This is a genomic window from Rhizobium azibense, from assembly GCF_004342325.1.
GTDB lineage: Bacteria > Pseudomonadota > Alphaproteobacteria > Rhizobiales > Rhizobiaceae > Rhizobium > Rhizobium etli_B.
Window position 1 is genome coordinate 142367 of sequence record NZ_SMBJ01000007.1, and the last position, 21700, is coordinate 164066.

25 protein-coding genes and 1 tRNA gene are annotated in these 21700 nt (G+C 59.6%); 9 read left to right on the plus strand and 17 right to left on the minus strand.

The features are described 5' to 3' along the window. Positions 1-20 precede the first annotated feature (20 nt). Genes EV130_RS18735 through obgE form a run of 3 tightly spaced genes read right to left on the minus strand, consistent with a single transcriptional unit; the run spans position 21 to position 3532 of the window. Positions 21-1304: a glutamate-5-semialdehyde dehydrogenase gene (locus EV130_RS18735; protein WP_074062932.1), complete on the minus strand. Its 1284-nt coding sequence runs from the start codon at positions 1302-1304 to the stop codon at positions 21-23. Further along, positions 1297-2466: a glutamate 5-kinase gene (gene proB / locus EV130_RS18740; protein ID WP_074062931.1), complete on the minus strand. Its 1170-nt coding sequence runs from the start codon at positions 2464-2466 to the stop codon at positions 1297-1299. Before proB ends, EV130_RS18735 begins: the two co-directional genes overlap by 8 nt. Further along, entirely contained in the window at positions 2453-3532 is a 1080-nt protein-coding gene (gene obgE, locus EV130_RS18745) for a GTPase ObgE (RefSeq protein ID WP_074062930.1), read from the minus strand. Before obgE ends, proB begins: the two co-directional genes overlap by 14 nt. An 84-nt stretch (positions 3533-3616) precedes the next feature. Here obgE and EV130_RS18750 point away from each other — a divergent pair, with 84 nt between their 5' ends. Then, the gene (locus EV130_RS18750) at positions 3617-4480 is read left to right on the plus strand and encodes an endonuclease/exonuclease/phosphatase family protein (protein ID WP_074062929.1); all 864 of its coding nucleotides are present in this window, start codon (positions 3617-3619) and stop codon (positions 4478-4480) included. Positions 4481-4519: 39 nt separating this feature from the next. On the opposite strand, the gene EV130_RS18755 is transcribed toward EV130_RS18750, so the two are convergent. The 4 genes from EV130_RS18755 to rplU all read right to left on the minus strand — a co-directional run bounded on the left by EV130_RS18755 (position 4520) and on the right by rplU (position 6485). After that, positions 4520-5107 carry a GNAT family N-acetyltransferase gene (locus EV130_RS18755; protein WP_132661088.1) on the minus strand — a complete coding sequence of 196 codons (588 nt, stop codon included), beginning with the start codon at positions 5105-5107 and terminating at the stop codon, positions 4520-4522. Beyond that, positions 5107-5739 (minus strand): GNAT family N-acetyltransferase, encoded by a 633-nt coding sequence (locus tag EV130_RS18760; protein WP_028740006.1) that lies wholly within the window; start codon positions 5737-5739, stop codon positions 5107-5109. Before EV130_RS18760 ends, EV130_RS18755 begins: the two co-directional genes overlap by 1 nt. 124 nt (positions 5740-5863) lie before the next feature. After that, a complete protein-coding gene (gene rpmA / locus EV130_RS18765) occupies positions 5864-6133 on the minus strand; it encodes a 50S ribosomal protein L27 (RefSeq protein WP_022717527.1) in 270 nt (89 codons plus the stop codon). Between the two features lie 34 nt (positions 6134-6167). Further along, positions 6168-6485: a 50S ribosomal protein L21 gene (rplU, locus tag EV130_RS18770; protein ID WP_039846498.1), complete on the minus strand. Its 318-nt coding sequence runs from the start codon at positions 6483-6485 to the stop codon at positions 6168-6170. A 304-nt stretch (positions 6486-6789) separates the two neighbouring features. Here rplU and EV130_RS18775 point away from each other — a divergent pair. Next, positions 6790-6879, plus strand: a tRNA-Ser gene (locus EV130_RS18775). Positions 6880-7324: 445 nt separating this feature from the next. Here EV130_RS18775 and EV130_RS18780 read toward each other — a convergent pair. Both EV130_RS18780 and EV130_RS18785 read right to left on the minus strand, forming a co-directional pair. Next, entirely contained in the window at positions 7325-7852 is a 528-nt protein-coding gene (locus EV130_RS18780) for a HipA N-terminal domain-containing protein (protein WP_342635853.1), read from the minus strand. A 55-nt stretch (positions 7853-7907) separates the two neighbouring features. Continuing rightward, a complete protein-coding gene (locus EV130_RS18785) occupies positions 7908-8174 on the minus strand; it encodes a helix-turn-helix domain-containing protein (RefSeq protein ID WP_074063383.1) in 267 nt (88 codons plus the stop codon). A 160-nt stretch (positions 8175-8334) separates the two neighbouring features. Between EV130_RS18785 and EV130_RS18790 the strand changes: the two genes are divergently transcribed. Then, positions 8335-8703 (plus strand): Fic/DOC family N-terminal domain-containing protein, encoded by a 369-nt coding sequence (locus tag EV130_RS18790; RefSeq protein WP_245520077.1) that lies wholly within the window; start codon positions 8335-8337, stop codon positions 8701-8703. Positions 8704-8745: 42 nt separating this feature from the next. On the opposite strand, the gene EV130_RS18795 is transcribed toward EV130_RS18790, so the two are convergent. From EV130_RS18795 to EV130_RS18815, 4 genes are all read right to left on the minus strand, one after another. Further along, the gene (locus tag EV130_RS18795; protein WP_074062926.1) at positions 8746-9024 is read right to left on the minus strand and encodes a helix-turn-helix transcriptional regulator; all 279 of its coding nucleotides are present in this window, start codon (positions 9022-9024) and stop codon (positions 8746-8748) included. A 17-nt stretch (positions 9025-9041) separates the two neighbouring features. Further along, positions 9042-10364: a type II toxin-antitoxin system HipA family toxin gene (locus tag EV130_RS18800; protein WP_074062925.1), complete on the minus strand. Its 1323-nt coding sequence runs from the start codon at positions 10362-10364 to the stop codon at positions 9042-9044. A gap of 20 nt (positions 10365-10384) precedes the next feature. Continuing rightward, entirely contained in the window at positions 10385-10723 is a 339-nt protein-coding gene (locus EV130_RS18805) for a hypothetical protein (protein WP_237358517.1), read from the minus strand. A gap of 391 nt (positions 10724-11114) precedes the next feature. After that, positions 11115-11981, minus strand: a complete 867-nt coding sequence (locus tag EV130_RS18815) for an NmrA family NAD(P)-binding protein (RefSeq protein ID WP_074062924.1) — start codon at positions 11979-11981, stop codon at positions 11115-11117. An 85-nt stretch (positions 11982-12066) separates the two neighbouring features. Here EV130_RS18815 and EV130_RS18820 point away from each other — a divergent pair, with 85 nt between their 5' ends. Next, positions 12067-12999: a LysR family transcriptional regulator gene (locus EV130_RS18820; RefSeq protein WP_074063382.1), complete on the plus strand. Its 933-nt coding sequence runs from the start codon at positions 12067-12069 to the stop codon at positions 12997-12999. Between the two features lie 201 nt (positions 13000-13200). Here EV130_RS18820 and EV130_RS18825 read toward each other — a convergent pair whose 3' ends face one another. Then, positions 13201-13989, minus strand: a complete 789-nt coding sequence (locus EV130_RS18825) for an NAD(P)H-dependent oxidoreductase (protein WP_074062923.1) — start codon at positions 13987-13989, stop codon at positions 13201-13203. A gap of 96 nt (positions 13990-14085) precedes the next feature. Between EV130_RS18825 and EV130_RS18830 the strand changes: the two genes are divergently transcribed. After that, positions 14086-15030 carry a LysR family transcriptional regulator gene (locus EV130_RS18830; RefSeq protein ID WP_074062922.1) on the plus strand — a complete coding sequence of 315 codons (945 nt, stop codon included), beginning with the start codon at positions 14086-14088 and terminating at the stop codon, positions 15028-15030. A 240-nt stretch (positions 15031-15270) separates the two neighbouring features. Here the strand turns inward: EV130_RS18830 and EV130_RS18835 are convergent, their stop codons facing one another. Continuing rightward, a complete protein-coding gene (locus EV130_RS18835) occupies positions 15271-16170 on the minus strand; it encodes a LysR family transcriptional regulator (protein WP_074062921.1) in 900 nt (299 codons plus the stop codon). Positions 16171-16265: 95 nt separating this feature from the next. Between EV130_RS18835 and EV130_RS18840 the strand changes: the two genes are divergently transcribed. From EV130_RS18840 to EV130_RS18855, 4 genes are all read left to right on the plus strand, one after another. Then, complete coding sequence (locus EV130_RS18840; RefSeq protein WP_132552269.1) at positions 16266-17357, plus strand: alpha/beta fold hydrolase; 1092 nt, start codon at positions 16266-16268, stop codon at positions 17355-17357. Positions 17358-17367: 10 nt separating this feature from the next. Beyond that, positions 17368-17841 (plus strand): hypothetical protein, encoded by a 474-nt coding sequence (locus EV130_RS18845; protein WP_132552270.1) that lies wholly within the window; start codon positions 17368-17370, stop codon positions 17839-17841. Between the two features lie 11 nt (positions 17842-17852). Further along, positions 17853-18185 carry a DUF6152 family protein gene (locus EV130_RS18850; protein ID WP_074062919.1) on the plus strand — a complete coding sequence of 111 codons (333 nt, stop codon included), beginning with the start codon at positions 17853-17855 and terminating at the stop codon, positions 18183-18185. A gap of 392 nt (positions 18186-18577) precedes the next feature. Then, a complete protein-coding gene (locus tag EV130_RS18855) occupies positions 18578-19489 on the plus strand; it encodes a nucleotidyltransferase and HEPN domain-containing protein (protein ID WP_074062918.1) in 912 nt (303 codons plus the stop codon). Positions 19490-19647: 158 nt separating this feature from the next. On the opposite strand, the gene EV130_RS18860 is transcribed toward EV130_RS18855, so the two are convergent. Next, positions 19648-20226, minus strand: coding sequence for a tyrosine phosphatase family protein (locus EV130_RS18860; RefSeq protein ID WP_132661123.1), 579 nt, complete (start codon positions 20224-20226; stop codon positions 19648-19650). A 163-nt stretch (positions 20227-20389) separates the two neighbouring features. Then, the gene (locus EV130_RS18865; RefSeq protein WP_074062916.1) at positions 20390-21457 is read right to left on the minus strand and encodes an ABC transporter ATP-binding protein; all 1068 of its coding nucleotides are present in this window, start codon (positions 21455-21457) and stop codon (positions 20390-20392) included. Positions 21458-21700: the final 243 nt, after the last annotated feature.

Consider the following 21700-nt stretch of genomic DNA (forward strand, 5'->3'; position numbering starts at 1 on the left):
CTACTTCGTCTGTCGTCACGTCAGGACCGCGTTTGTCCGGTGCCGCGCACGCGATATTTGAAGGAAGTGAGCTGCTCGACGCCAACAGGACCGCGGGCATGCATCTTGCCCGTCGCAATTCCGATTTCCGCACCCATGCCAAACTCGCCGCCGTCGGCGAATTGTGTGGAAGCGTTATGCAGCAGGATGGCCGAATCGATCTCGGTGAAAAATCGCTCGACGACGGCCGGATCTTCCGCGATCACGGCTTCCGTGTGGTTCGACGAATACTTTTGGATATGCGCGATCGCGCCCGAAATACCGTCAACAACGGCAACGGAAATGACGGCATCGAGATATTCGGTCGACCAATCCTCCTCGGTCGCTGGCTTCAAGCCCGGGGCAACCTTCAACACCGTGGCGGATGCGCGGATTTCACAGCCGGCCCTCGCCAGCATTTCGAGAAGCGGTGTCAGATGCGTGCCGATTGCAGCGCCGTCGACAAGCAGGGTTTCCACGGCCCCGCAGATGCCTGTGCGGCGCATTTTGGCATTGACGATGATCCTCTTTGCCATTTCGATATCGGCAGACTTGTCTACATAGATGTGGCAAAGGCCCTCGAGGTGGGCAAAAACTGGCACGCGGGCCTCGTTCTGCACGCGGGCGACAAGGCTCTTTCCGCCACGTGGCACGATGACGTCGATCGCCCCTTCCAGGCCTCGCAGCATGGCGCCAACGGCGGCACGGTCCGAAACCGGAACAAGCTGTATGGCATGCCGCGGAAGATCTGCTACCTTCAGTCCTTCGACGAGGCAGGCATGGATTGCCTGCGATGAACGGCGCGAGTCCGAACCGCACCGCAAGATCACAGCATTGCCTGCCTTCAGGCAAAGCGCACCGGCATCTGCCGTCACGTTCGGCCGGCTTTCGAAGATGACGCCGATGACGCCGAGAGGTGTGCGGACCCGCTCGATCTTCAGTCCGTTCGGCCGATCCCAGGAAGCGATCACTTCTCCGACCGGATCTTTCAGCGCAGCAATGGCGCGGATGCCTTCGGCCATTTCGGTGATGCGCTGATCGTTCAGTGTCAGGCGATCGATGAAGGAAGCAAGCATATCGGTGCCGGCGACATCGTGCAGATCCTTGGCGTTTTCGGCAAGGATGCGCTCCTTGCTTGCGAGGATCGCGTCGGCCATTGCGTTCAGCGCCCTGTTCTTGGCTTCGGTGGACGCAAAGCCTAACGGTCGTGCGGCGGCCCTAGCCTTGCGGCCGATGTCGTTCATCAGCGTGTCAATGTCAGGGCCTTGCACAACAGTCTCAAGCATGGGCCGCGTCCTTCTTCTGTCTTTCTGATTTCGAATTTGCCTGTGACGTCAACACCATATCGTCTCGATGGATCATAGCGGTGCGGCCGGGGTAGCCGAGGATCGCTTCGATCTCGGCGGACTTGCGGCCAACGATCCTGCGGGCGTCTTCTGCGTCGTAGCTGACGAGGCCGCGGGCGATCTCGCGCCCGGAAGGGCCAATAATTGCCACGGTGTCACCCCGGCTAAAAAGTCCGACCACCTTGCGAACGCCAGCGGGAAGCAGGCTCTTGCCCGCACCGAGCGCCGTCACGGCGCCGTCGTCGACATGCAGTTCTCCAGCTGGCTGCAACTGACCTGCGATCCAGGTCTTGCGCGCGGTCACGGGGGTGCCGGAGGGTGCGAACCAGGAGGACCGTGCGCCATTCAAGATCGCCGATAGCGGGCTATCCGTTTTGCCGGAAGCAATGATCATGGCGCAGCCCGACGTCGTCGCGATCTTGCCGGCGTCGATTTTCGTGCGCATGCCGCCGCGCGACAGCTCGGAAGCAGCGCCGCCTGCCATGGCTTCGATCTCCGGAGTGATTTCGGCGATCGTCTCAAGGAACTTAGCCGCGGGATCGAGGTGCGGCGGCGCCGTATAAAGCCCATCGATATCGGATAGAAGGATCAAGAGGTCGGCGCCGGTCATCGTTGCGACACGAGCTGCGAGGCGATCATTGTCGCCGTACCGGATTTCGCTGGTTGCGACGGTGTCGTTCTCATTGATGATCGGAACGGCGCCGATCTTGAGCAACTGGTTGATCGTGGCACGGGCATTCAAATAGCGGCGACGTTCTTCAGTGTCGCCGAGCGTCAGCAGGATCTGGCCCGCCACGATCTGATCCCGCGATAGGCTTTCCGACCAGGCACGCGCCAGCGAAATCTGGCCGACAGCTGCGGCCGCCTGGCTTTCCTCCAGTTTCAGTGCACCGGAAGGCAGATCCAGCACCGAGCGGCCGAGCGCGATTGCGCCCGACGAGACCACAAGCACATCCGCGCCTCTTGCCTTCAGTGCGGCGATATCGGCGCACATTGCATGGAGCCACGCGCTTTTGAGCCCGCTCTTGCGGTCGACGAGGAGTGCTGAGCCGATCTTGATGACGATGCGGCGGTAGCGATCGAGCGGCTTACGCGTCGTCATCCATTCTGTCCTCATCGCTCGTAATCATGTCGCGATGCCGCAGCTTGGGCGCTTTGGCCGGCTTTTCGCCGCCCGCATTCGCCTCGACAATGATGTCGCGCAGGGCTCGCAGAACCTCGGTCATGCCCTTCCCGGTTGCGGCCGAAATCTGGAACGGCGTCTTTCCGCAAGCCTTGGCAAGCTCCTTCGTCTTCCTCTTCAGCGTCGCATCGTCGAGCACGTCGATCTGCGAGAGCGCAACGATTTCCGGTTTGTCGGTCAGTTCGTTTCCATAGGCCTCAAGCTCGTTCTTCACCGTCGTATAGGCTTTGCCGACCTTTTCCTCCTGCGCCGAGACCAGATGCAGCAGCACGCGCGTACGCTCGACATGGCCGAGGAAACGGTCGCCGATGCCGATCCCCTCGTGCGCGCCCTCGATCAGGCCAGGGATGTCTGCAAGAATGAACTCCTGTCCGTCGATCGTTGCCACGCCGAGGTTCGGGTGCAGCGTGGTGAAGGGATAGTTGGCGATCTTTGGCCGCGCGCGGGTGACTGCCGCCAGGAAAGTGGACTTGCCGGCATTGGGCAGACCGACGAGCCCGGCGTCTGCAATCAGCTTCAGATGCAGCCAGATCGTCTTTTCCTCGCCAGGCAATCCGGGATTTGCCCAATCCGGCGCCTGATTGACCGAAGACTTGAAATGCGCATTCCCAAAGCCGCCGTTGCCGCCTGCGGCAAGCCGGAAACGCTGTCCTTCTTCCGTCAGGTCGCAGATCAGCGTTTCCTGGTCTTCTTCCAGGACCTGTGTTCCGACCGGAACCTTGAGAGTTACGTCTTCTCCATTGGCGCCGGTGCGGTTTTTGCCCATGCCGTGCATGCCGATCTTGGCCTTGAAATGCTGCTGGTAGCGGAAGTCGATAAGCGTATTGAGGCCATTGACGGCTTCAATCCAGACATCGCCGCCGCGTCCGCCATCGCCGCCGTCCGGTCCGCCGAACTCGATGAACTTCTCGCGCCGGAACGAGACGCTGCCTGCGCCGCCGTCACCGGACCGAATATAGACCTTTGCTTCGTCGAGAAATTTCATTTTACTTCCATCATCGGTGGCTTTTTACGCGCCCCATCCTGCCGCTTTCGATATAGCCGGTTCAAGCTGAGGTCAAAGATTATCGTGAAGTTTGCGAGCTATAACATACAGTACGGCTTCGGTCTTGATGGGATTTATGATCTCGGCCGTATCGCGAACAATCTCGATGGCGCCGATATCATCGCGCTTCAGGAGGTGACCAGAGGCTTCGCGCGAAACGATTTTTCCGACATGGCGGCAGATCTTGCTGCCTTCTTTCCCAACCATTTCTGGGTCTATGGCCCGGCCTGCGACCTGCACGTCGACGCCGGTGAAGAGGGTTACCCGCTCCGCGGTACGCGCTTCCAGTTCGGCAACATGATCATTTCGCGGTGGCCGATCCTGTCGACGCGCACCCTGCTCTTGCCGCGCAGCCGCACAGTTTCGAAAATCAATCTGCAGCGCGGGGCGACCGAGGCCGTCGTCGATACGCCTCAAGGCGCTCTTCGCGTCTATTCCGTTCACCTCGATCACGTATCGCCCGACGAGCGTATCCGCCAGCTCGCCTATTTGAACGAGCGCATCAATGCGTTTCCATTCGAGGGCGGTTGCCTGACGGGTGCCAGTGAATTCGAGATTGCGGATCTGCCGCTTCCGGAAGACTACGTCATCTTGGGCGATTTCAACATGGTGCCGGAATCTCCGGAATACTGCTCTTTCGCCGGGACGAAAGACGGCTATTACGACCGAGTGCCGCGGATTGGAACACCTGTCGATGCGATGGCCGCGCTAGAAGGCTATACGCCCGCGAGCTATAGCTGGGTGGACCCGAAAAATCACGGCAAGCGAATGCACCTCGATTACTGCTTTGTCAGTTGTGGCCTGCATGGCCGCCTGAAATCTGCTCATGTGGATACGGCTTCGGTCGGCTCCGACCATTTCCCTCTCTGGATCGAAATTGGCGGATAGGAAAAACACCGCAGCGGCGGCTGCGGTGTTCTTGTCTGGTCAGGCAGCCTTCGTGATCTGCAAGGCGCCGGGCTGAAGCACGGTCTCGACGTGCGATACCATGGTGTTGCGAGAGAAGCTGTAGATTTCGGTGCATCCGGTCATCCGGAAACCGAGCTTTTCCTGCAATCTCAGCGAGGCTGGATTGTCCGCGAACACGCCCGAATGAACAGCGCTGTCCGGAATGCGCCGGGAGAAGCGCTCCAGCACCGCTGCGACAGCCTCGCTCATATACCCGCGCCGCCAGAAGTAGCGGTTCAGCCAGTAGCCAAGGTGCCAGCGGCCGTGGCGGAGCTCGACGGAGACGACGCCGATATGGGTGTCGTCGCCGTCGGTGACCGCAAGGTGCCAATCCGGCAGACTGCCGGAGGTCACCGGAACCAGCCAGTCAAGCGCGTCCTGCCTGTCATAGGGCGCGGGCACGCGGGCAAGCATGCGGGTGACTGCGAAATCGGCCAGCGATTCCGCAATCGCATTCGCATCGGCCAACCTGTGCGGGCGGAGCGTCAGCCGGGGCGTGGTGACGACCGGCACGGGGCCGGGCGTCACTTGCTCGCTCCTGGGTCGCGGCAAGATGGCGGCGCTCATCACAGGCTCCCCCAACTTCTAAGCGACATCCAGGTCTTGCGGTCGAGCCGGTACCATTCCACAGGCACGTTGCTGCCGAGTGCCAGAGATGCGGCAAGGCCTGAGCCCTGGAACTGGAAGCCGCACTTCTGGATAACCCGCCGCGATGCGATGTTCATCACCCGGCAACGGGCATCGATTTGATCGACGTTTTCGCGCGTGCGAAAGACCATGTCGACCAGAGCGTGGCACGCTTCGGTCGTATAGCCTTGGTTCCAGTAGGGTTCACCGAGCCAATAGCCGATTTCGACAGTCCGCCCGTCTGCATGCGGCTCAACTCCGCAGCACCCCATGAAGGCGCCGTTTTCAGCTTTGGTGATGGCGTAGACGCACTTGCCAATCTCGCCATTCTTCGTCCGACGCACGAAGTCGGCGGCATCATTGGCGGTATATGGGTGCGGCATACGCGATACCATTGTGGCGACTTTGGCGTTGTTGGCGAGATGGGAAAGGGCGTCAATGTCTTCCTCGTGGGGCGCGCGCATGACGAGCCTTTCCGATAACAAGACAGGGCAATCGGTCCTTAACCGCTCCGGCCTCAGCCGTTCTTGGGGTGACCGTGATTGGTCAACCCTTATCAGTTCGCCTTGCATGTTCAGTCCTCCTCATGGACAAAGAAAAAGGGGAGATGGCGCCCCATCTCCCCTGTTTTCTGGACTGAACCTGGTACGGTCAGCCGGGTCGATGAGACGCCGGCTGTTTTTGAGCGCTACCGGCTTATTCCGCTGCTTCCGCTTTCGGCATTACAGACACGTACACGCGACCATTGGCCTTCGTTCGGTAGTCCACATTGCCTGCCGTAAGCGCAAAAATGGTGTGGTCCTTCCCGAGGCCGACATTGGCGCCCGGATGCCACTGCGTACCGCGCTGACGCACGATGATGTTGCCTGCGATGACGGCTTCGCCGCCGAACTTCTTCACGCCAAGGCGCTTGGATTCGGAATCACGACCGTTACGCGACGAACCGCCAGCTTTCTTATGTGCCATTGGAGTTCTCCTTTAAACCTTTAGTCCCGTAATCTTACTTGGCAGCCACGATGTCCGTGATGCGGACGACCGTATGGTGCTGGCGATGGCCGCGCGAACGCTTCGAGTTCTGACGGCGGCGCTTCTTGAAGGCGATGACCTTCTTGCCGCGATTGTGCTCGACCACTTCGGCCTTGACGGAAGCGCCCTTGACGAAGGGAGCACCAATCGCAGCGTCGGCGCCTTCGCCGATTACGAGGACTTCGGTGAATTCGATGGAGTCGCCAGCGGTTGCTTCAAGCTTCTCGATGGTCAGCACGTCGTTTGCTGCCACACGGTACTGCTTACCGCCGGTCTTGATGACTGCGAACATTTTTTGATCCTTTCATGTTCGATCCAGCTCTCCCCGCAAACCGCAGGTGGCTGTCTTCTTATCAGTCGAAGTTAAGCAGGGATTTCAGGGCGTTCGCCCGGAACTCTGTCTGCCGGTGAAACCCCGCGCCGGGCGCGGGGATGGCAAGGCACGGACTTCTCCATGCCTAGTGCGTGAGCGGGATACGCGAGTGTCTAAAATCTGTCAAGGCAAAAGGATGAAAAGCTTTACAATTTCGTCTTGCCAGCCTGCCTTTTGGTCGCTATGAGACAGCCCGCGCGAAACATGCGCCAACCAGCACCGCGGAGAGGTGGCAGAGTGGTTGAATGCACCGCACTCGAAATGCGGCATGCCTGCAAGGGCATCGGGGGTTCGAATCCCCCCCTCTCCGCCATTCATTGGGTCGCTCTGTTCGACTTGCGCGAGCCCGCTCGCGCCCCGACGCCGGAAGAGGCAAATTGAAAAACAATAGTAAACCGAAGTTTCCGAATTTATTCCCATTTTGAGACGGAAATTACTCAACGAATCCGGGGCGCATTTTTGTGTAATTATTTTCAGTAACCGAATAGATAATGCACTAAATAGTTGTTGTTAACGTTCCTGAGTATGGCGCTGACGCCGCCGCTAGCCAGGTCGCGCGTCCCAAATGCCGTGTTTGCGATTGATCACCAGACCTTTCATCGACAACGACTAAGCAACCTGTTTTTTTACCACTGCTTCGGAAAATTCCGATTCCACCCCAGCACGCGGGCGGCATGGCTTTTGGGAGCCATCGAGATCAGCCCACCCTCTGTCTTGTCTCCAATCAACGTCAAAGCACGGGGCGGGGCGAATACGGACTACCCGACACCCTGTCGTCCGATCCGCTGGCACCTCTCGCGAATGAGAAACACGAGGTTCGCCCCGAAGTCTCGACGAAAAGAGGGATAGCGCTCTGTCTCCCCCAGTGCCTCTTCGAGCTTTGAAGCAACCCTGTCGGAGAGCTCCCTTATCCGTTTTGTCACGACAGCAGGGCTGAGGCCGACGGCCGATGCGAATTGCCGCCAGTCATTGCCGTGAAGTTCGTCGGCATTGCTCTTTGTCGCGATCTGTTGTGGGAGCGACTGGTCAACCTGCTTATCGAAAAGGCTCCGTCGGTATCGCGGCCAAGGCGCGTGAGAAGACCAACAATGTCCTGAGGCGAGACCTTCAACTGCTGACCGATCTCGGAGAGGTGTGTTTTCCGGAAGAAGATTGGCAAGCCAGGACACAACCTGCTCAGCACCATATGTGCCGGATCGCAAGGGCATGGTCAGCGAGATCGGGAAGGCCGAAGCACGTTGTTCCCAGCTTTGCTCATAGGCGAGCGAAATCCCATCGCGGTCGATGAGATTGGCAAACGGGCAAACTCTCGTAGAAGATCGTGGTCACGGCAACGCCTGATCAGGAGAAACGGGGCAGATAGCCGAGATCGCCATCGGCTTCCGTGGCAGCAGGCGGTGCTGCGGTTTTCAGGTCGCCGAGATCGATGCCGACCGTTCGGGCCGCGATGAGGGATTTCTCGAGCTGACAGCTGGGCTTGCCGTTCTCCAGATCGACGATGAAGCGTTCACCCGTCCCGCAGCGCTCCGCAAGCTGGGTCTGTGTCCAGCCCTGCTTTTTTCTGTGTTCTCGAACCACTGCGCCGAATTCTGCGGCCGAATGGATCATCATGCGCTCTCCTTTTGTTAGGCTTACCGTACGGGAAGAATTTTCGAGAATCCATGAAAACTTACCGAAGGGAAGGAGTTGTATCCAACTGGAAAGTCTTCCCGATCGGGAAGTATAGAATCTTGAACTTGATCGCCATTGAACTATTGGTAAGCTGACCATGGGTGAAGGCGAGACAAATTGCTCGCTTGGAGTTTTCCCGACCTCCTCCTTGCCTCATCTCCATAAGCTCGCCGACCTAGAGACGATCGAGGTGTTGAAGACACTAGCTTCTGTGAATAGGTCGCTCGCCGAGTTGAAGGGGCGAGCGGCTGCAATACCAAATCAGGGCATCTTAATCGATAAGCTTGCGTTGCAAGAAGCCAAGGCTAGCTTAGAGATCGAGAATATCGTCACAACGCAGGATGAGCTCTTTCAAGCGGAGCTATTTCCAGAAGGTCCAGAATCCTCTGCAGCAAAGGAAGTCGCCGTGAAGTGGTTAGTGCCAAATTCTAATTACAGGGTCCATTCCCCGGTTTTCCGTTTGTGATGCGCTGAGAATGCTGTCTGGCTGCTCAGCTGAGTGCTTGGTTCAACCGCGTTTGGGTACAAAACCAATTCCGAATCCGAATAATCGGCCTATCTTTTCCAATGTTTCGAGCGTTGGGTTTGCCGTGCCTGCTTCGATCTCCGCAACTTGGCGTCTGGTAAGCGACAGCGTCTTGGCAAACTCCTCCTGTGTCATCCCGAACCCTTTACGGATCTCTGCCACAGCACCAGGCAGCCTTAGGTCGCCGGTTCGAGCACGCTCGGCCAGCGTTCTACGGTTTTCAAGTACCTCTTCTTTCGTGGGTTTCTTCCAACGAGCCATTTAGCTGTCCTTCGGAATCACAGGAATGCCTCCAGAACGCTATCTGTTATCGCCATGCAACGTCCCATCGCGCGGTCCACAATGTCCGACGACGCCTCCAAATCTTTCGCCATGGTCGGAGCCTGGCGCAGATGTTCGGCAAACTCGAAAAGCGTAGCCGCGAGCGCTTTCTGCTCATCAGGATCAGGCATCAGTTCGGCGCAAATCTGCTTCCAATCGGGAAGATGATCGCGACCGCCGTCACGCATCATGGCCCATCGGGTGGAGCGAACGATTCCCTCCTTGGCAAGCCGCATTGGTGCGAAATCAAAGAGTGGAGACAGGCGGATCGTGCCGTCTTGGTGTTTGCTGAGTGCGGAATTGCGGCCATGATTGTCGGGATTGCCGAGCGCCAAGTTGGCGATGTCCCGCTTCAGGTATTCCACAACGTCCGAGAAGGGATCGGCCGAATATTGGCGCAGAACGTGGATGTAGGCTTCGTGCGTGCCGACATAGCCGAAATCGGCAACGCCGATCGCTGACACGAGGCTTTCCTGCCCCAGCCGGAGGGTTCCGCCGCCTTGTCTCTTTTTCCGGTCGAAACGGGGAATGATCAGGACACCTTCAGCATAGATAGAAGGATCGCTGACATTCAGATCGATCTCTCGAGCGATGCGCGAATAGAGAGCTTCGCCTTCGAGAATCAGGCGGTCCACGGGCTCATTGCTGCGTACCAGCTTGACGATGACGTGGCGCACGGCCTCGTCATCGGTCACGAAGCTGTCGGGATAATAGAGCCCGTCATCCGCCTGGGTCATCGAGACCTTCGGCCATTCGCCTTGCAGGCCGCTTGAGCCGGAGGCGAGCATACCAAAGCGATCGACGACTTCCATGAAGCGATCCGAGCGCACAAGGATTTCCGCCTCTGTAACCCCTTGGCGCTCAACACCGCGCAGCCGTTCCGCTTCGGCGTCCGCCGCTTCTTTGATCCGGATATTGCCTATGCCGCCCGTCGCCGATCGCATAAGCAGCGAGAGATCAGAAGCGCGCGAGCCTTCCGCAAGGCCGAGGTGCTCGGCAAGCTTTCGCCTCGCATGGCCTTGGGGCATGAGATCCAAGAGGAACGGCGGCCAACTGCGGCTATATCGATTTTCGAGGTCAACGGGATAGCGGACTGACAGGGCGCGATGGTCACGGACTGTCTTTCCGGCAGCAAACTCCGCCGATGCCACAGTGATGAAATAGTCGAGATCGTAGTCGACAACGGACGCGCCCTGAAAGCCGGCCGCGTCGTCCTTCAGTTCTAGCGTCGCGGCGTGATGCCACTCACCATCAAAATGGGCTTGGAGCGTTAAGCGCATTAATTGACCCTTTCAATGGTTCAATTAACGCGTTTCTTGAAGTTATTCAACCCATCAAAGTGGGTTGAATAACTTCCGTCCGGCTGACCATCTTTCGGCCTTTCAGCGCACTGCCACACGCGACCAGCATCAACGAAAAACTCCGTCGTAAACAGCCAGGCATCCGAGGAGCTGTTTACATCAGACAGGATAAGTGAAACGGCCCCCATTGCTGCGAAGAAGACCATCCCGAAATCGTATTGCTTTGAAAGGCTCGTGAGCCGGGCCGAATGCTGGGCATAGCGCAATTGCCTTGCCAACTTCCGCTTTTCGGATGCCAGTTGATCGCGCTGGCAACCAAGCACGTATACGCCCTGCATTATCTGCTCTTCGAAGCTCGATTTACCAATATCGCTGACCTCAAATGTTTTTCTGCAATTTCCTCTGTGAATTCGCCGTGTTGTTCGGCGTAGTCGATCAGGAACCGGATGAGCTTCAAGCGCTTGTCCGGTTCCACCCGACAGTTTTCCCTTGCGATGAAAGCGTCAACCGCCCCCATGACCTGGTGATACAGATCGACGGTGTCCTGATTGTACGGGCTTCCTTCCCCGTGAGCATCCACACGGGTTCACATTGAATTTGACATGCAGAAGCCGGAGAAGTTTTGCCGGGATCTCGCGATTTCCGCGCGGGCGGCGTATATCGCCAGCTTTTGGCCCACCTAGCGGTTTTTGCCCTGTCGTTTGGCACTTAAACAGGTTCATCCTCAATTTAAATGCCAAGCGACACAACACGCTCCAGAGCCTCCGTCAGAGAGGTCGCGCCGCGCCGATGTTCGCTTTCATTCTGGCGCATAAACAGCCCATTGGCGATTCCCACATACATGCCGAGAAGCGCGTTCGCTACCTCGGCGGGGACGCCTTCTTGGGATAGAAGTGCGGCGCGCTGTTCCGACGGAACGAGTAACGATTTTATCGGCCGGCCGAGAACTTCGGCAAAGGCCGCTGCCACATCGCCGGCGCTCCAGTCTTTCGGTCCGCCCAGCTCCACGATCCGATTACCGGCCCACTCCTCGCAGAGTAGGGCTGCCGCTGCATGCCCGACATCCATAGCGCTCACCATGGGGACCTTCTGAGCGGGGTCGAGAAAGGTCGGCAGGACACTTTCCGAGATGACAGTTTCTGCCACTTCGCTCCATGTCTCGATAAAATAGCCTGACCGCAGGAAGGTGGTCGCAGGTGCCACGCCGCCGAGCAACGCTTCGAACCGGTTCAAAGTGGCGATTACACCGGTGCCAGAGGCATGCTGCGCTCCAATAGACGACAGGACGACGGCCTTGGGCAGATGCGCCCGCCGTGCTGCATCGGCCAATGCCGCGCCGAGTATTTCCGTGCGTGCATAGGGATCACCTTTCAGCGGCGGCGGATTGAGTAGGAACGCTCCTGACGCGCCCTTCAGCGCATCGGCCATCGCATTGGCATCCTCAATGCTCGCGACAGCCACCTCCGCACCGAGGGCTGCCCACCTTTCACCCTGTTCCTGACGACGCAGGACCACACGCACGGCCGCGCCGCATTCGATGAGGGCGCGCGCTGCCTCGCCGCCGACCCGCCCGCTTGCTCCAAGCACAACATACATGATTGCCACCCCGTCAGTTTGCTCGATAGAGGAATTAATAGGCGCCCGGCTTCCATGCGTCCAATGCATGGCGTATATGGTTCGTATGCGCGAAGTGGATTTACGTCGGGTCGACCTCAACCTGTTGGTAGCCCTTGAGGCGCTGCTGGATGAGAAGAACGTCACCCGGGCCGCCCACCGGCTCGGCATGAGCCAGCCGGCCGCTAGTCGAGCGCTCGGACGATTGCGCGCATTGTTTTCGGACGCGCTGCTGGTCGATGGGCCAGGCGGCTACGTCCTTAGCTCCCGTGCCGAAGAGGTGCGGCCCGCGCTGCGCAGGATATTAGCAGGCGTAGGAGAAATGCTGGAAGCGAACGCGTTCGATCCCGCGACGGCCACGGGTCGAATTCGGCTTCTTATGCCCGATCTCCAGGCCGCCGTGCTCGCGCCGCATTTGCTCGCCCGCCTAGCCGGCGAGGCACCCTCGCTCGATCTGGATATTGCCGCGCAGGGCACGAATGGGTTCGAAGCGCTGGAGCACGGCGCCGCGGATGCGATGGTGGCGCTGATCGACGAAGCGCCGGCCGGCATCCACCGGCGCCGCCTCTATGACGAGGAACTCGTGACGCTCATGCGGGCACAACACCCTGCGCTCGCCGGAAAACTCACTCTCGACCGCTTTCTGGCGCTGGAGCATATCGTGGTAAGCGTCACGGGCGTCGGACCTGCACCTGTCGATGAGGTGCTTGCGCGAATGGGGCGAACACGACGGGTGAAGCTGCGCGTGCCGAACTTCTTCGCGGCGGTCGAGATCGCCGCTCGCTCCGACCTCATCATGACCCTGCCATCTAGCCTGGCACGAGCGGCCGCCAACATGAGGCGCTTCGTATCGTTACCGCCGCCCCTCGATATTGGGAGTTTCGCGATGAGCCTCGCGTGGCACGCGCGCCAGCAAGACGCGCCCAGACACATATGGTTGCGACGTGCCATTGTTTCAGCGGCAACGGATATGTCATCGATGATTGAAGTTGGAAGCTGAAAAAGCGGGTGTCGCTTGGCAGTTGGACGTAAGTGTTTCCGCCAGGTTTGGCTTTAAAGCTGACAATCCGAGCAGCCGGATTCTTAAAGGCACAGGAGTCGCGCGATTAAATGCAAAGCCAACAGTTACTGCGATCGGCACGCTGGCATTGGGGGCATTGTCGGACTCGCGCGTTCCGCGCGCCCTCGGACCGCTGCATCGCTATTCCACTTGTTTGAGATGCAGCGAGAAGCCGGAGACACCGGTCGCTTCCAGGCCGGGTCGAAGCTCAAGGCTAGGGATCAGATAATCTCCGCCATTCTGGCGACGGAACGGGATCGGTTGTGTGGATTCGAGCGTCCGCATCCGCTCGCGGAGGGCCGCCGCTGCCTGGGCAAATCCGGCGTCGTCGAGACGGTCCACCCGATAGGTCACGAAGGGCGGCAGCACCGTGTAACCGGAATAGTGCAGGATGCCGTGGTTGATCGGGAACAGAAGATCGTCAATCGGGCCATTGATGCCGCTTGGCGAATAATGTTCCCGCCACCCTCCGGTCGTCACGATCAGCATGGCGCGCTTGCCGGCGAGCGTGCCTTCCCCGTAGCGGTCGCCCCAGCGCTGGTCGTTATGCTCGCCGACGCCATAGGCAAAACCGTAGGCATAGACGCGATCGACCCAGCCCTTGAGGATCGCCGGCATGGTGAACCACCAGAGCGGAAATTGAAGGATTAGAACGTCGGCCCGCAATAGCTTTGCCTGCTCGGCCTTCACATCATCTGTCAGCGCATCGGCCGCGAAGGCATCGCCAGATGCCGCTGCAACCTTCAACCGCGCCTTAGGATCGATTGCGGGGAAATCCGCACCATCCACCGCCGACTTCCAGGCCATAGCATAGAGGTCGGAGACCTCAACCGCATGACCTAGCGCCTCCAGCTCCTCAACGGCGACATCGCGCAGGGAAGCGTTGAGAGATCGGCGGTCGGGATGGGCGAAGACAATAAGGACGTTCATGGCGGGCACCTGTCGGTTGGAGACGATTTTCTCCAAAACTAGGCGTCCTCCAATTATTCCGCTATAGATTGAGTATGGATATGATAGTGCTGAAAAATGGATAAATCGGATGTTACGCTCGAACGCATACGCACCTTCGTCCGCGTTGCGGAGCGGGGAAACCTCTCGGCTATCGCGCGAGAGATGAACATTGGCCAATCCAGCGTCACGCGGCATCTGCGTGAGCTGGAGGATGCCTTGGGCGTGGTGCTGCTTAGTCGAACGACGCGGCGCGTCATACTGACCGAGGAAGGCAGCCGCTACTACGCCGACGCTATCCAGATCCTGCGTCTGGTCGAACAAGCCACTGATGAAGCAAGGACCGCACGCGGCGCAGCGGCGGGCACGGTTCGTATCTCCTGCACGGCGGCGCTTGGCGTCCGACACGTCAGCCGGCTGATCTTCGCCTTTCAGGATCGCTATCCCGAGATCGCCGTCGATCTCAACCTGACCGACGAGCGCGTCGACCTCGTGCGCGAAGGCGCGGACATCGCCATTCGCCTCGGGCCGCTCACCGACAGTTCCATGAAGCTGCGAGCGCTTGGGGATAGTCGGCGCATCCTCGTCGGCTCGCCCGACTATCTGGCGCGGCATGGACGGCCGGCGACGCCAGAGAAATTGGCGGGCCTCGAAGGTGTCCGAATGTCGAACATCGCGGGAAGCGATGCGCTTACTCTGGAAGGACCGGACGGCGAAACCCATGTCGTGCCGTTCGGCGGAAGCCTTCGGGTCGATCACGGGCTCGCCGCGCGCGAAGCCTATCTTGCCGGTCGCGGGATTGGCCCGGCGCACGTCTGGTTGGTTGATGATCTGCTTTCCGAAGGACGGCTCGAACGGATCCTGCCGGACTATGCTCCGCCATCCGTGCAGCTCAACATTCTCATCGTGCCGGACCGGGCAGACATCGCGCGAGTCAGGCTACTGGTGGAGTTCCTGGCCGAGGAAGCGCTGGGTATCCCAGGCGTCGGGCGTTCTCGCACGGAAAGCCGCTCCGGTCACTAGCGTGCAAGCGCCTCCAGCGGCTTTCCAATGAGAGCAGACGACTTACGCCGAGCGCGGACTGGCACACGACGGCGCTGATCGTCGCCAACTTGCTGCCCGCCTAGAACCCTCACAGTCAACACTGATGCTTTGACAACCCTTGTCTTCGGGAGGGGCAAGCGCGGAGCCGGTCGTCGCCGGAGGCTTGCTGTCCGCGCTAGGAATCCCTGCGTGTGACCCGTTCGGTTGGGTAGAGATTCACTAGCTCGGCGGCAGAGATGTGACAGTCTGTAGGAACGCGACCAACGCACGCCGGGCGCCGCGCGGCTTCCATACCATAGCGAGATCCCAGGTGAGGTCGTCAGGCATTCCCGCCAGAGGAACCATCGCGACGCCGTTTACCTGCATCGAACGTGCCCCTTCGGGAATGAAGGCCACGCCCAAATCGGCAGCGACCAGGCTCAAAATCGTGTGCATCTGCCGTGCCTCCTGGCGCACGCGTGGTACGAAACCCGCCTGTCGGCAGGCGCTCACCAGCCGACCATGAAGCGACGGTCCCTGCACATGCGGAAAGAGCACGAAGGACTCCTCTGAGAGTTCAGCTAGGCCGATCGAGTTTCGGTTTGCAAGGGGACTCGAGACCGGGACCGCGAGACAGAAGCGATCGCGATCTACCACTTCGATCTGGAGACCAGACACCGCCTTCAAAGGCGGGGTGACAAACCCCACGTCGACCGAGTCATCCTGCAGTCCCGCGAGCTGCGCGTCAGTCGGCCTTTCATCCAAACGGATATCGACCGTCGGAAAACGTTGGCGGTGGGCGCGTAGCGCCGCGGGCAGGACGCGGTAGAGTGCGGCGCTTGTGAAGGTTACCGTGATCTCGGCCAGGTCCTCAGACGCGGCGCGTCGCGCCATCCGCACGCCTTCGTCCATCTGCTGCAGGGTGCGTCGAGCCTCGGTCAGAAACACCTGGCCTGCAGGGGTCAGTTCGACCCTGCGTTGTGTGCGCAGGAAAAGTGGAAAGCCAAGCTCTGCCTCAAGGCGCTTGATCGACTGAGAGAGCGGCGGCTGGGCCATGTGGAGACGGGCAGCCGCCCTTCCAAAATGCAGTTCCTCGGCGACAGCCACGAAATGGCGCAAGTGATGCAGATCAATGGTCATATCACTATCATCTCAATAAACCTCCTATTGATATTGGAAAAGGCTGATGGCAGATGCCAAGTCAAGAGGCGAGACCAGTAAAACAGGAGCCTCAAATGCGTTCACAGTCCATGATCCCGCGTCTGACCGCGCCGATCCTCGTCGGAGCCACTCTTCTTGGTGGCAGCACCCAGGCAGCAATAACCCGCCAGAACTTCACCGTCACCAGTGGGCAGGGAGTCGAACTGATGGTCCGCGAGGTTGGTGACAACGACTTTCAGCCGGGTAAACCGCCCGTCGTGCTGCTTCACGGCGCGCGCGTCCCAGGCATTGCGACCTTTGACCTTCCGGTGGAGGGCGGCTCTCTCGCGGTGGACTTGGCCCGGGCCGGGCATCGCGTCTTCATCATGGATGCACGCGGCTACGGCGGCTCAAGCCGGGACGGGCAGGGAGGAAGCCAGGACGGCCAACCCCTCGTACGCTCCGACGCGGTGGTTCGTGACATTGGCGCCGTGGTCGACGCCGTGCAGGCCAGGATGGGCGTGTCGCAAGTTGCCCTGCTCGGCTGGGCTACCGGCGGCCACTGGACGGGCATGTACGCCAGTCAGAACCCGAGCGAGGTGAGCCATCTGGTACTCTACAATAGCCTCTACGGCGCGCACTCCGGCCACAAGAGCCTGGGGCCTGGTTCAGATACGGCGGATCCAGGCAACCCAGACCAGTTCAACACCCGGCGCTTTGGGGCTTATCGGTTGAATACGGCGGCCTCCCTGCTGCCGTCGTGGGACCGCTCGATTCCGGTCGAGGATAAGGCCGCCTGGCGTGATCCGAAGGTGGTGCAAGCCTATCAAGCCGCGGCGGTTGCCTCTGATCCGACCTCGGGCACTCGCAACCCGCCCTCGTTCCGAGCGCCGTCAGGGGCGATCGCAGATTCGTTCGAGCTCGCTTCGGGACACAAGTTGTGGGATGCCGGTCCGATTACCGCGCATGTGTTGGTAATCCGCTCGGGGAACGATTTCTGGAGCCGACCTGAGGACGTGACTTCGCTGGCGCAGGATCTAAGGCAGGCGGCAAGCGTGCGCACGGTCACGATCCCGGAGGCCACCCACTACGTTCATCTCGACAGACCGGATCGGGGGCGCAGCAGCTTTCTCTCAGAGGTGATCCGAACGCTCGAGCAGCCCGTCGAAACGAAGGCGGCTCACTGAGGCGGCCATCGTGGAGGGTGTACTCGTCTATCTGGAGAGCCTTTCTTCCAGCGCTTGGTTGCGCACGGGAGTATGGCCGTTTCCCGTAGTGAATCTCATTCATGTGTTCGGGATTGCGCTTCTGTTCGGCGGTATAGTGGTACTCGACCTCCGTCTCCTAGGTCTCACTGGAAAGCTACCGGTCGCTGGCCTCGCGCGCCTCGTTCTGCCTATCGCTGGCACCGGCCTCTGCCTTGCCGTCGGAACGGGTGTACTGATGTTTGCCCTGAACGCGCGTGAATACGCCGCCAACCCTTATCTGCCGTGGAAGCTTGGCTCCATTCTCCTGGCGGGGATCAACATCGCGTTCCTTCACGCGACCGTATGGCGTTCGCGCGAATGTTGGGAGGAGCGGGCGCCCGTCTTGGCTGAAACCGCCGCGGCAGTATCGCTCGCCCTGTGGGCGGGCACGATCATCTGCGGTCGCCTCATGGCTTATTTCTGAAGGAAGTTACAATGAATCTCCGCTCGCTCATGTCCGGCGCTGTAGTCGCCCTCTACTTTGCTGCCTCCGTGCAAGCCCACCATGGCTGGGGCGCCTACGACACCGATCGGCCGCTTTATCTTGAGGGCACCGTCGCAGAAATCCATTGGCGCAATCCCCATCCCGAGGTGGTCATAGAGGTTCCCGTCACCCCGCCACGTGCGAACCTCGTCCACGTCCCTGTCCCGCCCGAACTGGAAAAGCTTGGTATCCGCGAAGTACTTGCGAAAGCCCGAGCGCCAGAGCGCGGAGGACGCTATACCCTCGACCTCGCCCGCTTGGACGGCTGGCGAGTTGGGGCATGAGTGCGGCCCCGCGCCGCGGCGACCGGTTGATCGCCGTCGCCTTTCCCTCGTGCAGTGATCCTAACGCGGTTCGGCCGGCGGTGATCGTGATTGCGAACGGAAGCGCGGTGCGTCAGCAGTCCGTTGCCCTGCCGGCCGGCTGCAGCAGTACCCCTCGCGGCTGAGGGATGGGGTAAAAATCTGCAGTGCCGCTTATTCGCGAGGCCCTATGCAGCGATCAACCGCCCTGCGAGAATGCAACGATCACAGGGGAGTGTGATGGTCTTGTTTTGTTCTAAATCGAGTGAGCCTGCGCCCCAAGCGGAAGGACCGTGAAGTTTTGGCTGAACCGCTACGAATCCTACCATTTCCAGTAGTGGACGGCGAATCGTCTTTGGCCTATCGATGGACCCATGCGATCGTCCTTGGAACATCTGCCGGAAGAAAAGCAATCCGAGCTTGCTCGCGTCGTTGCGATCATCCATGAAGAGTTCGCCGACGCTCTTGCCGGCACGTCCGCCGCCTTCAAGAAGCGCGGCCGGATCTTGAAGATCATCCTGTTCGGTTCTTACAGTCGCGGCACCTGGGTCGACGAGCCGCACACGATGAAGGGCTACCGCTCCGATTACGATATCCTGGTTATTGTCAATTCCAAGCAACTGGCTGAGCCGCAGTACTGGGACAAGGCGACCGACCGGCTGATGTGGGACAAGGATGTGAAGACGCCGGTCGGGCTGATCGTCCACGGCGCCCGGGAGGTGAACAACTTCCTGGCCGACGGCCAGTATTTCTTCGTCGACGTCTTGCGTGAGGGAATCGTGCTCTACGAGCTCGACGACCGGCCGCTTGCCGAACCGAGAAAGCTCTCCACCGTCGATGCGTATAGGGTGGCGCGGGAACATTTTGAAAATCGGTTTCCTGCGTCCACTGGGATACTCGATACGTCCCGCTATGCGTTAAGCAAAGCACGTGAGAAAGAGGCGGCATTCCTGCTGCATCAGTCAGTCGAGTCCGCATACGCCGCATTGCTGCTCACCCTGACCAACTATAGCCCGCCATCGCACAATCTGAAATTCCTCCGGGGGCTGGCGGAAGACCAGGACCGCCGCTTGATCGACGCTTGGCCGCGCGACCAGCACCGCTATACCGCCTGGTACAACATCCTCAATGAAGCCTATGTGAAGGCGCGCTACTCGAAGCACTTCGAGATCACCGAAGAAGCGCTTAATTGGCTACTTGAGCGAACGGAACACCTTCACCGGCTCGTCGACGCCATTTGTAAGGAGCGTCTGACGGAACTCGAGCGAGCAAACGGTGACAATTGACAGCCGCCTCCTGGTCTCGCTTGGTTCCACCGCGCGTGGGTAGCGCTGCCCAAGAAGAAATTTCCGGCGCTGTTTGTCCGGTGCCGTAGAGGTTTTGCGGGGCGGCCGAACGAAGGTTGAGGCTATCAAGTTCGAGCCTGCTGAAACGAGTAGTGATATCAGTCTGATCTTGCCATTGCGAGTTCGGCGTGCCTGTTGAGCCTTGTCATCCAATCAGCGAACTGAGGCTGGTGCTTGATTTGGCGTCCACAGTGGCGGGCAAGCTCGTTCAAAAGTTCCCCGTTGCGCCTGAGCTGCTCGTCAGCGAATCCAACCATCTGTGAGTTTGGCCACGCCTGCGGCCGGATGCCAACCAATCTTGCGAACAAGGATTCTGCGCTTTCATCGGGATTGGCCTGGGCCATCAAGGTCAGCATCGCTGCAGTGGAACGCGAAACCCCCATATGACAGTGCACGAGGACATGACTGGGAGCCTCGCGATCCTCTCGAGCCAGATAATCGGAGCCGAATTTCAGGATGGCTTCGACATGCTCAGGTGCTGGCATGATCTGGTTTTGCGTGGCGACGATGATGTCGTGGAAGCGCAGGGTCGTGCGGCTGTGCTTTCCGTAGGTCTCGAAAGCTTCCAATTCAGGGTGATCGGGATCCAGGATCGACAGAACATGTGTGACATTGCGGGCGCTCTGGGCGGGCAGTTCGTGAATGCCGCAAACTGTCAGTTCCGGGGAGAATACCAAGTCCAAACTCTATCCTCCACGATAATTGCCCCAGCAATGAACGTCGTCTTCATTCCGGCCGCGGCTCACACTTCATGCGTCCGATACATTTCTAAGGCATCATGCGCTCGAAGGGCAATCTCGTTCCTTTCCCACCCTGTTAAAGCCGCCGAGAAATCCGGGCTCAATGGGGGCGCAGGGTCTTGCCTGATGCTGCATCGAAAAGATGAAGCTTTCCGGGTCGGGCGGCTATCGTCACGACCTGCCCCGGCCCAAAATCGTGGCGTTCGGAAAACATCGCGACAAGCTCGCCCGGCCCGTAACGCAGGAATACCATCGTCTCATGGCCGGTGGGTTCGGTTACGTTGACGGTTGCCTCCAGGCCGCTCTCAGCAAGTGACAGGTGTTCAGGCCGCACGCCCAGAAGCACAGACTGCCCGTCGGAGGCCTCCGGCGTAAAGCCGAGCGCTATCTCGTCCCCGGTCTCCGCGACGAAGACTGCGCCATCAGCCTTGTACCGACCCTTCAGGAGATTCATCGACGGCGAGCCGATGAATGTCGCGACGAATGTATTGCCGGGACGGTCGTAGAGTTCCAGAGGCGTGCCGATCTGCTCGACATTGCCACCCTGCATCACCACGATCTTGTCGGCCATGGTCATCGCTTCGACTTGATCGTGGGTGACATAGATGGTCGTCGTCTTCAACCGCTGGTGCAGTTCCTTGATTTCCTTGCGCATCTGCACGCGCAGCTTGGCATCGAGGTTCGAGAGAGGCTCGTCGAACAGGAATACCTGAGGCGACCTGACGATGGCTCGGCCCATCGCCACGCGCTGCCGCTGGCCGCCGGAAAGCTGGCGCGGATAACGGTTCAGATAGGGTACGAGATCGAGTGTCTCAGCCGCCGCCTGCAGGCGCTGCTTGATGACGTCGGCCGGTTGCTTCCGCAGGCGCAGCGCAAAGATCATGTTTTCGGCAACGGTCTTGTGCGGATAGAGCGCATAGCTCTGGAAGACCATCGCGATATCGCGGTCCTTCGGCGGCAGATTGTTGACGACCTTTCCGCCAATCGAAATGCTGCCGCCCGTGATGCTTTCGAGCCCTGCGACCATGCGCAACAGGGTCGACTTGCCGCAACCGGACGGACCGACCAGCACCACAAACTCGCCGTCGCGAATTTCTATATCTACACCATGCAGGACATTTAAGGCGCCATAGGCTTTTTGCGCCCCTGAAATATTGACCTCAGCCATCTCACTCCCACTTGCTTTCCAGCGGCTTCCCTCGTCGGGGGAGCCCCGGGCTCATGCATGTCTTGCCGTGGGATTTCGAGCATCCGGCCGGGGTAAATTCAGCCCCTCCTGCCTCTGCTCAAAAGCCCCTGGCAATCTCCTCCATGAAACGTTTCATTTCTTATTGACTTTTTGCACTTGCCGTCTAATGCTCGGTGGCGAGACCGAGAGGAGCGGTTTCAAGCAAGATATGAAACGTTTCAT

Excerpts from the sequence above, each read along its gene's own strand:
- EV130_RS18735 (WP_074062932.1), bottom strand. The coding sequence starts at position 1,304 with ATGCTTGAGACTGTTGTGCAAGGCCCTGACATTGACACGCTGATGAAC.
- proB (WP_074062931.1), bottom strand. The coding sequence starts at position 2,466 with ATGACGACGCGTAAGCCGCTCGATCGCTACCGCCGCATCGTCATCAAG.
- obgE (WP_074062930.1), bottom strand. The coding sequence starts at position 3,532 with ATGAAATTTCTCGACGAAGCAAAGGTCTATATTCGGTCCGGTGACGGC.
- EV130_RS18755 (WP_132661088.1), bottom strand. The coding sequence starts at position 5,107 with ATGAGCGCCGCCATCTTGCCGCGACCCAGGAGCGAGCAAGTGACGCCC.
- EV130_RS18760 (WP_028740006.1), bottom strand. The coding sequence starts at position 5,739 with ATGCAAGGCGAACTGATAAGGGTTGACCAATCACGGTCACCCCAAGAA.
- rpmA (WP_022717527.1), bottom strand. The coding sequence starts at position 6,133 with ATGGCACATAAGAAAGCTGGCGGTTCGTCGCGTAACGGTCGTGATTCC.
- rplU (WP_039846498.1), bottom strand. The coding sequence starts at position 6,485 with ATGTTCGCAGTCATCAAGACCGGCGGTAAGCAGTACCGTGTGGCAGCA.
- EV130_RS18785 (WP_074063383.1), bottom strand. The coding sequence starts at position 8,174 with ATGATCCATTCGGCCGCAGAATTCGGCGCAGTGGTTCGAGAACACAGA.
- EV130_RS18790 (WP_245520077.1), top strand. The coding sequence starts at position 8,335 with ATGGGTGAAGGCGAGACAAATTGCTCGCTTGGAGTTTTCCCGACCTCC.
- EV130_RS18795 (WP_074062926.1), bottom strand. The coding sequence starts at position 9,024 with ATGGCTCGTTGGAAGAAACCCACGAAAGAAGAGGTACTTGAAAACCGT.
- EV130_RS18800 (WP_074062925.1), bottom strand. The coding sequence starts at position 10,364 with ATGCGCTTAACGCTCCAAGCCCATTTTGATGGTGAGTGGCATCACGCC.
- EV130_RS18805 (WP_237358517.1), bottom strand. The coding sequence starts at position 10,723 with ATGCAGGGCGTATACGTGCTTGGTTGCCAGCGCGATCAACTGGCATCC.
- EV130_RS18815 (WP_074062924.1), bottom strand. The coding sequence starts at position 11,981 with ATGTATGTTGTGCTTGGAGCAAGCGGGCGGGTCGGCGGCGAGGCAGCG.
- EV130_RS18820 (WP_074063382.1), top strand. The coding sequence starts at position 12,067 with ATGCGCGAAGTGGATTTACGTCGGGTCGACCTCAACCTGTTGGTAGCC.
- EV130_RS18825 (WP_074062923.1), bottom strand. The coding sequence starts at position 13,989 with ATGAACGTCCTTATTGTCTTCGCCCATCCCGACCGCCGATCTCTCAAC.
- EV130_RS18830 (WP_074062922.1), top strand. The coding sequence starts at position 14,086 with ATGGATAAATCGGATGTTACGCTCGAACGCATACGCACCTTCGTCCGC.
- EV130_RS18835 (WP_074062921.1), bottom strand. The coding sequence starts at position 16,170 with ATGACCATTGATCTGCATCACTTGCGCCATTTCGTGGCTGTCGCCGAG.
- EV130_RS18840 (WP_132552269.1), top strand. The coding sequence starts at position 16,266 with ATGCGTTCACAGTCCATGATCCCGCGTCTGACCGCGCCGATCCTCGTC.
- EV130_RS18850 (WP_074062919.1), top strand. The coding sequence starts at position 17,853 with ATGAATCTCCGCTCGCTCATGTCCGGCGCTGTAGTCGCCCTCTACTTT.
- EV130_RS18855 (WP_074062918.1), top strand. The coding sequence starts at position 18,578 with ATGCGATCGTCCTTGGAACATCTGCCGGAAGAAAAGCAATCCGAGCTT.
- EV130_RS18865 (WP_074062916.1), bottom strand. The coding sequence starts at position 21,457 with ATGGCTGAGGTCAATATTTCAGGGGCGCAAAAAGCCTATGGCGCCTTA.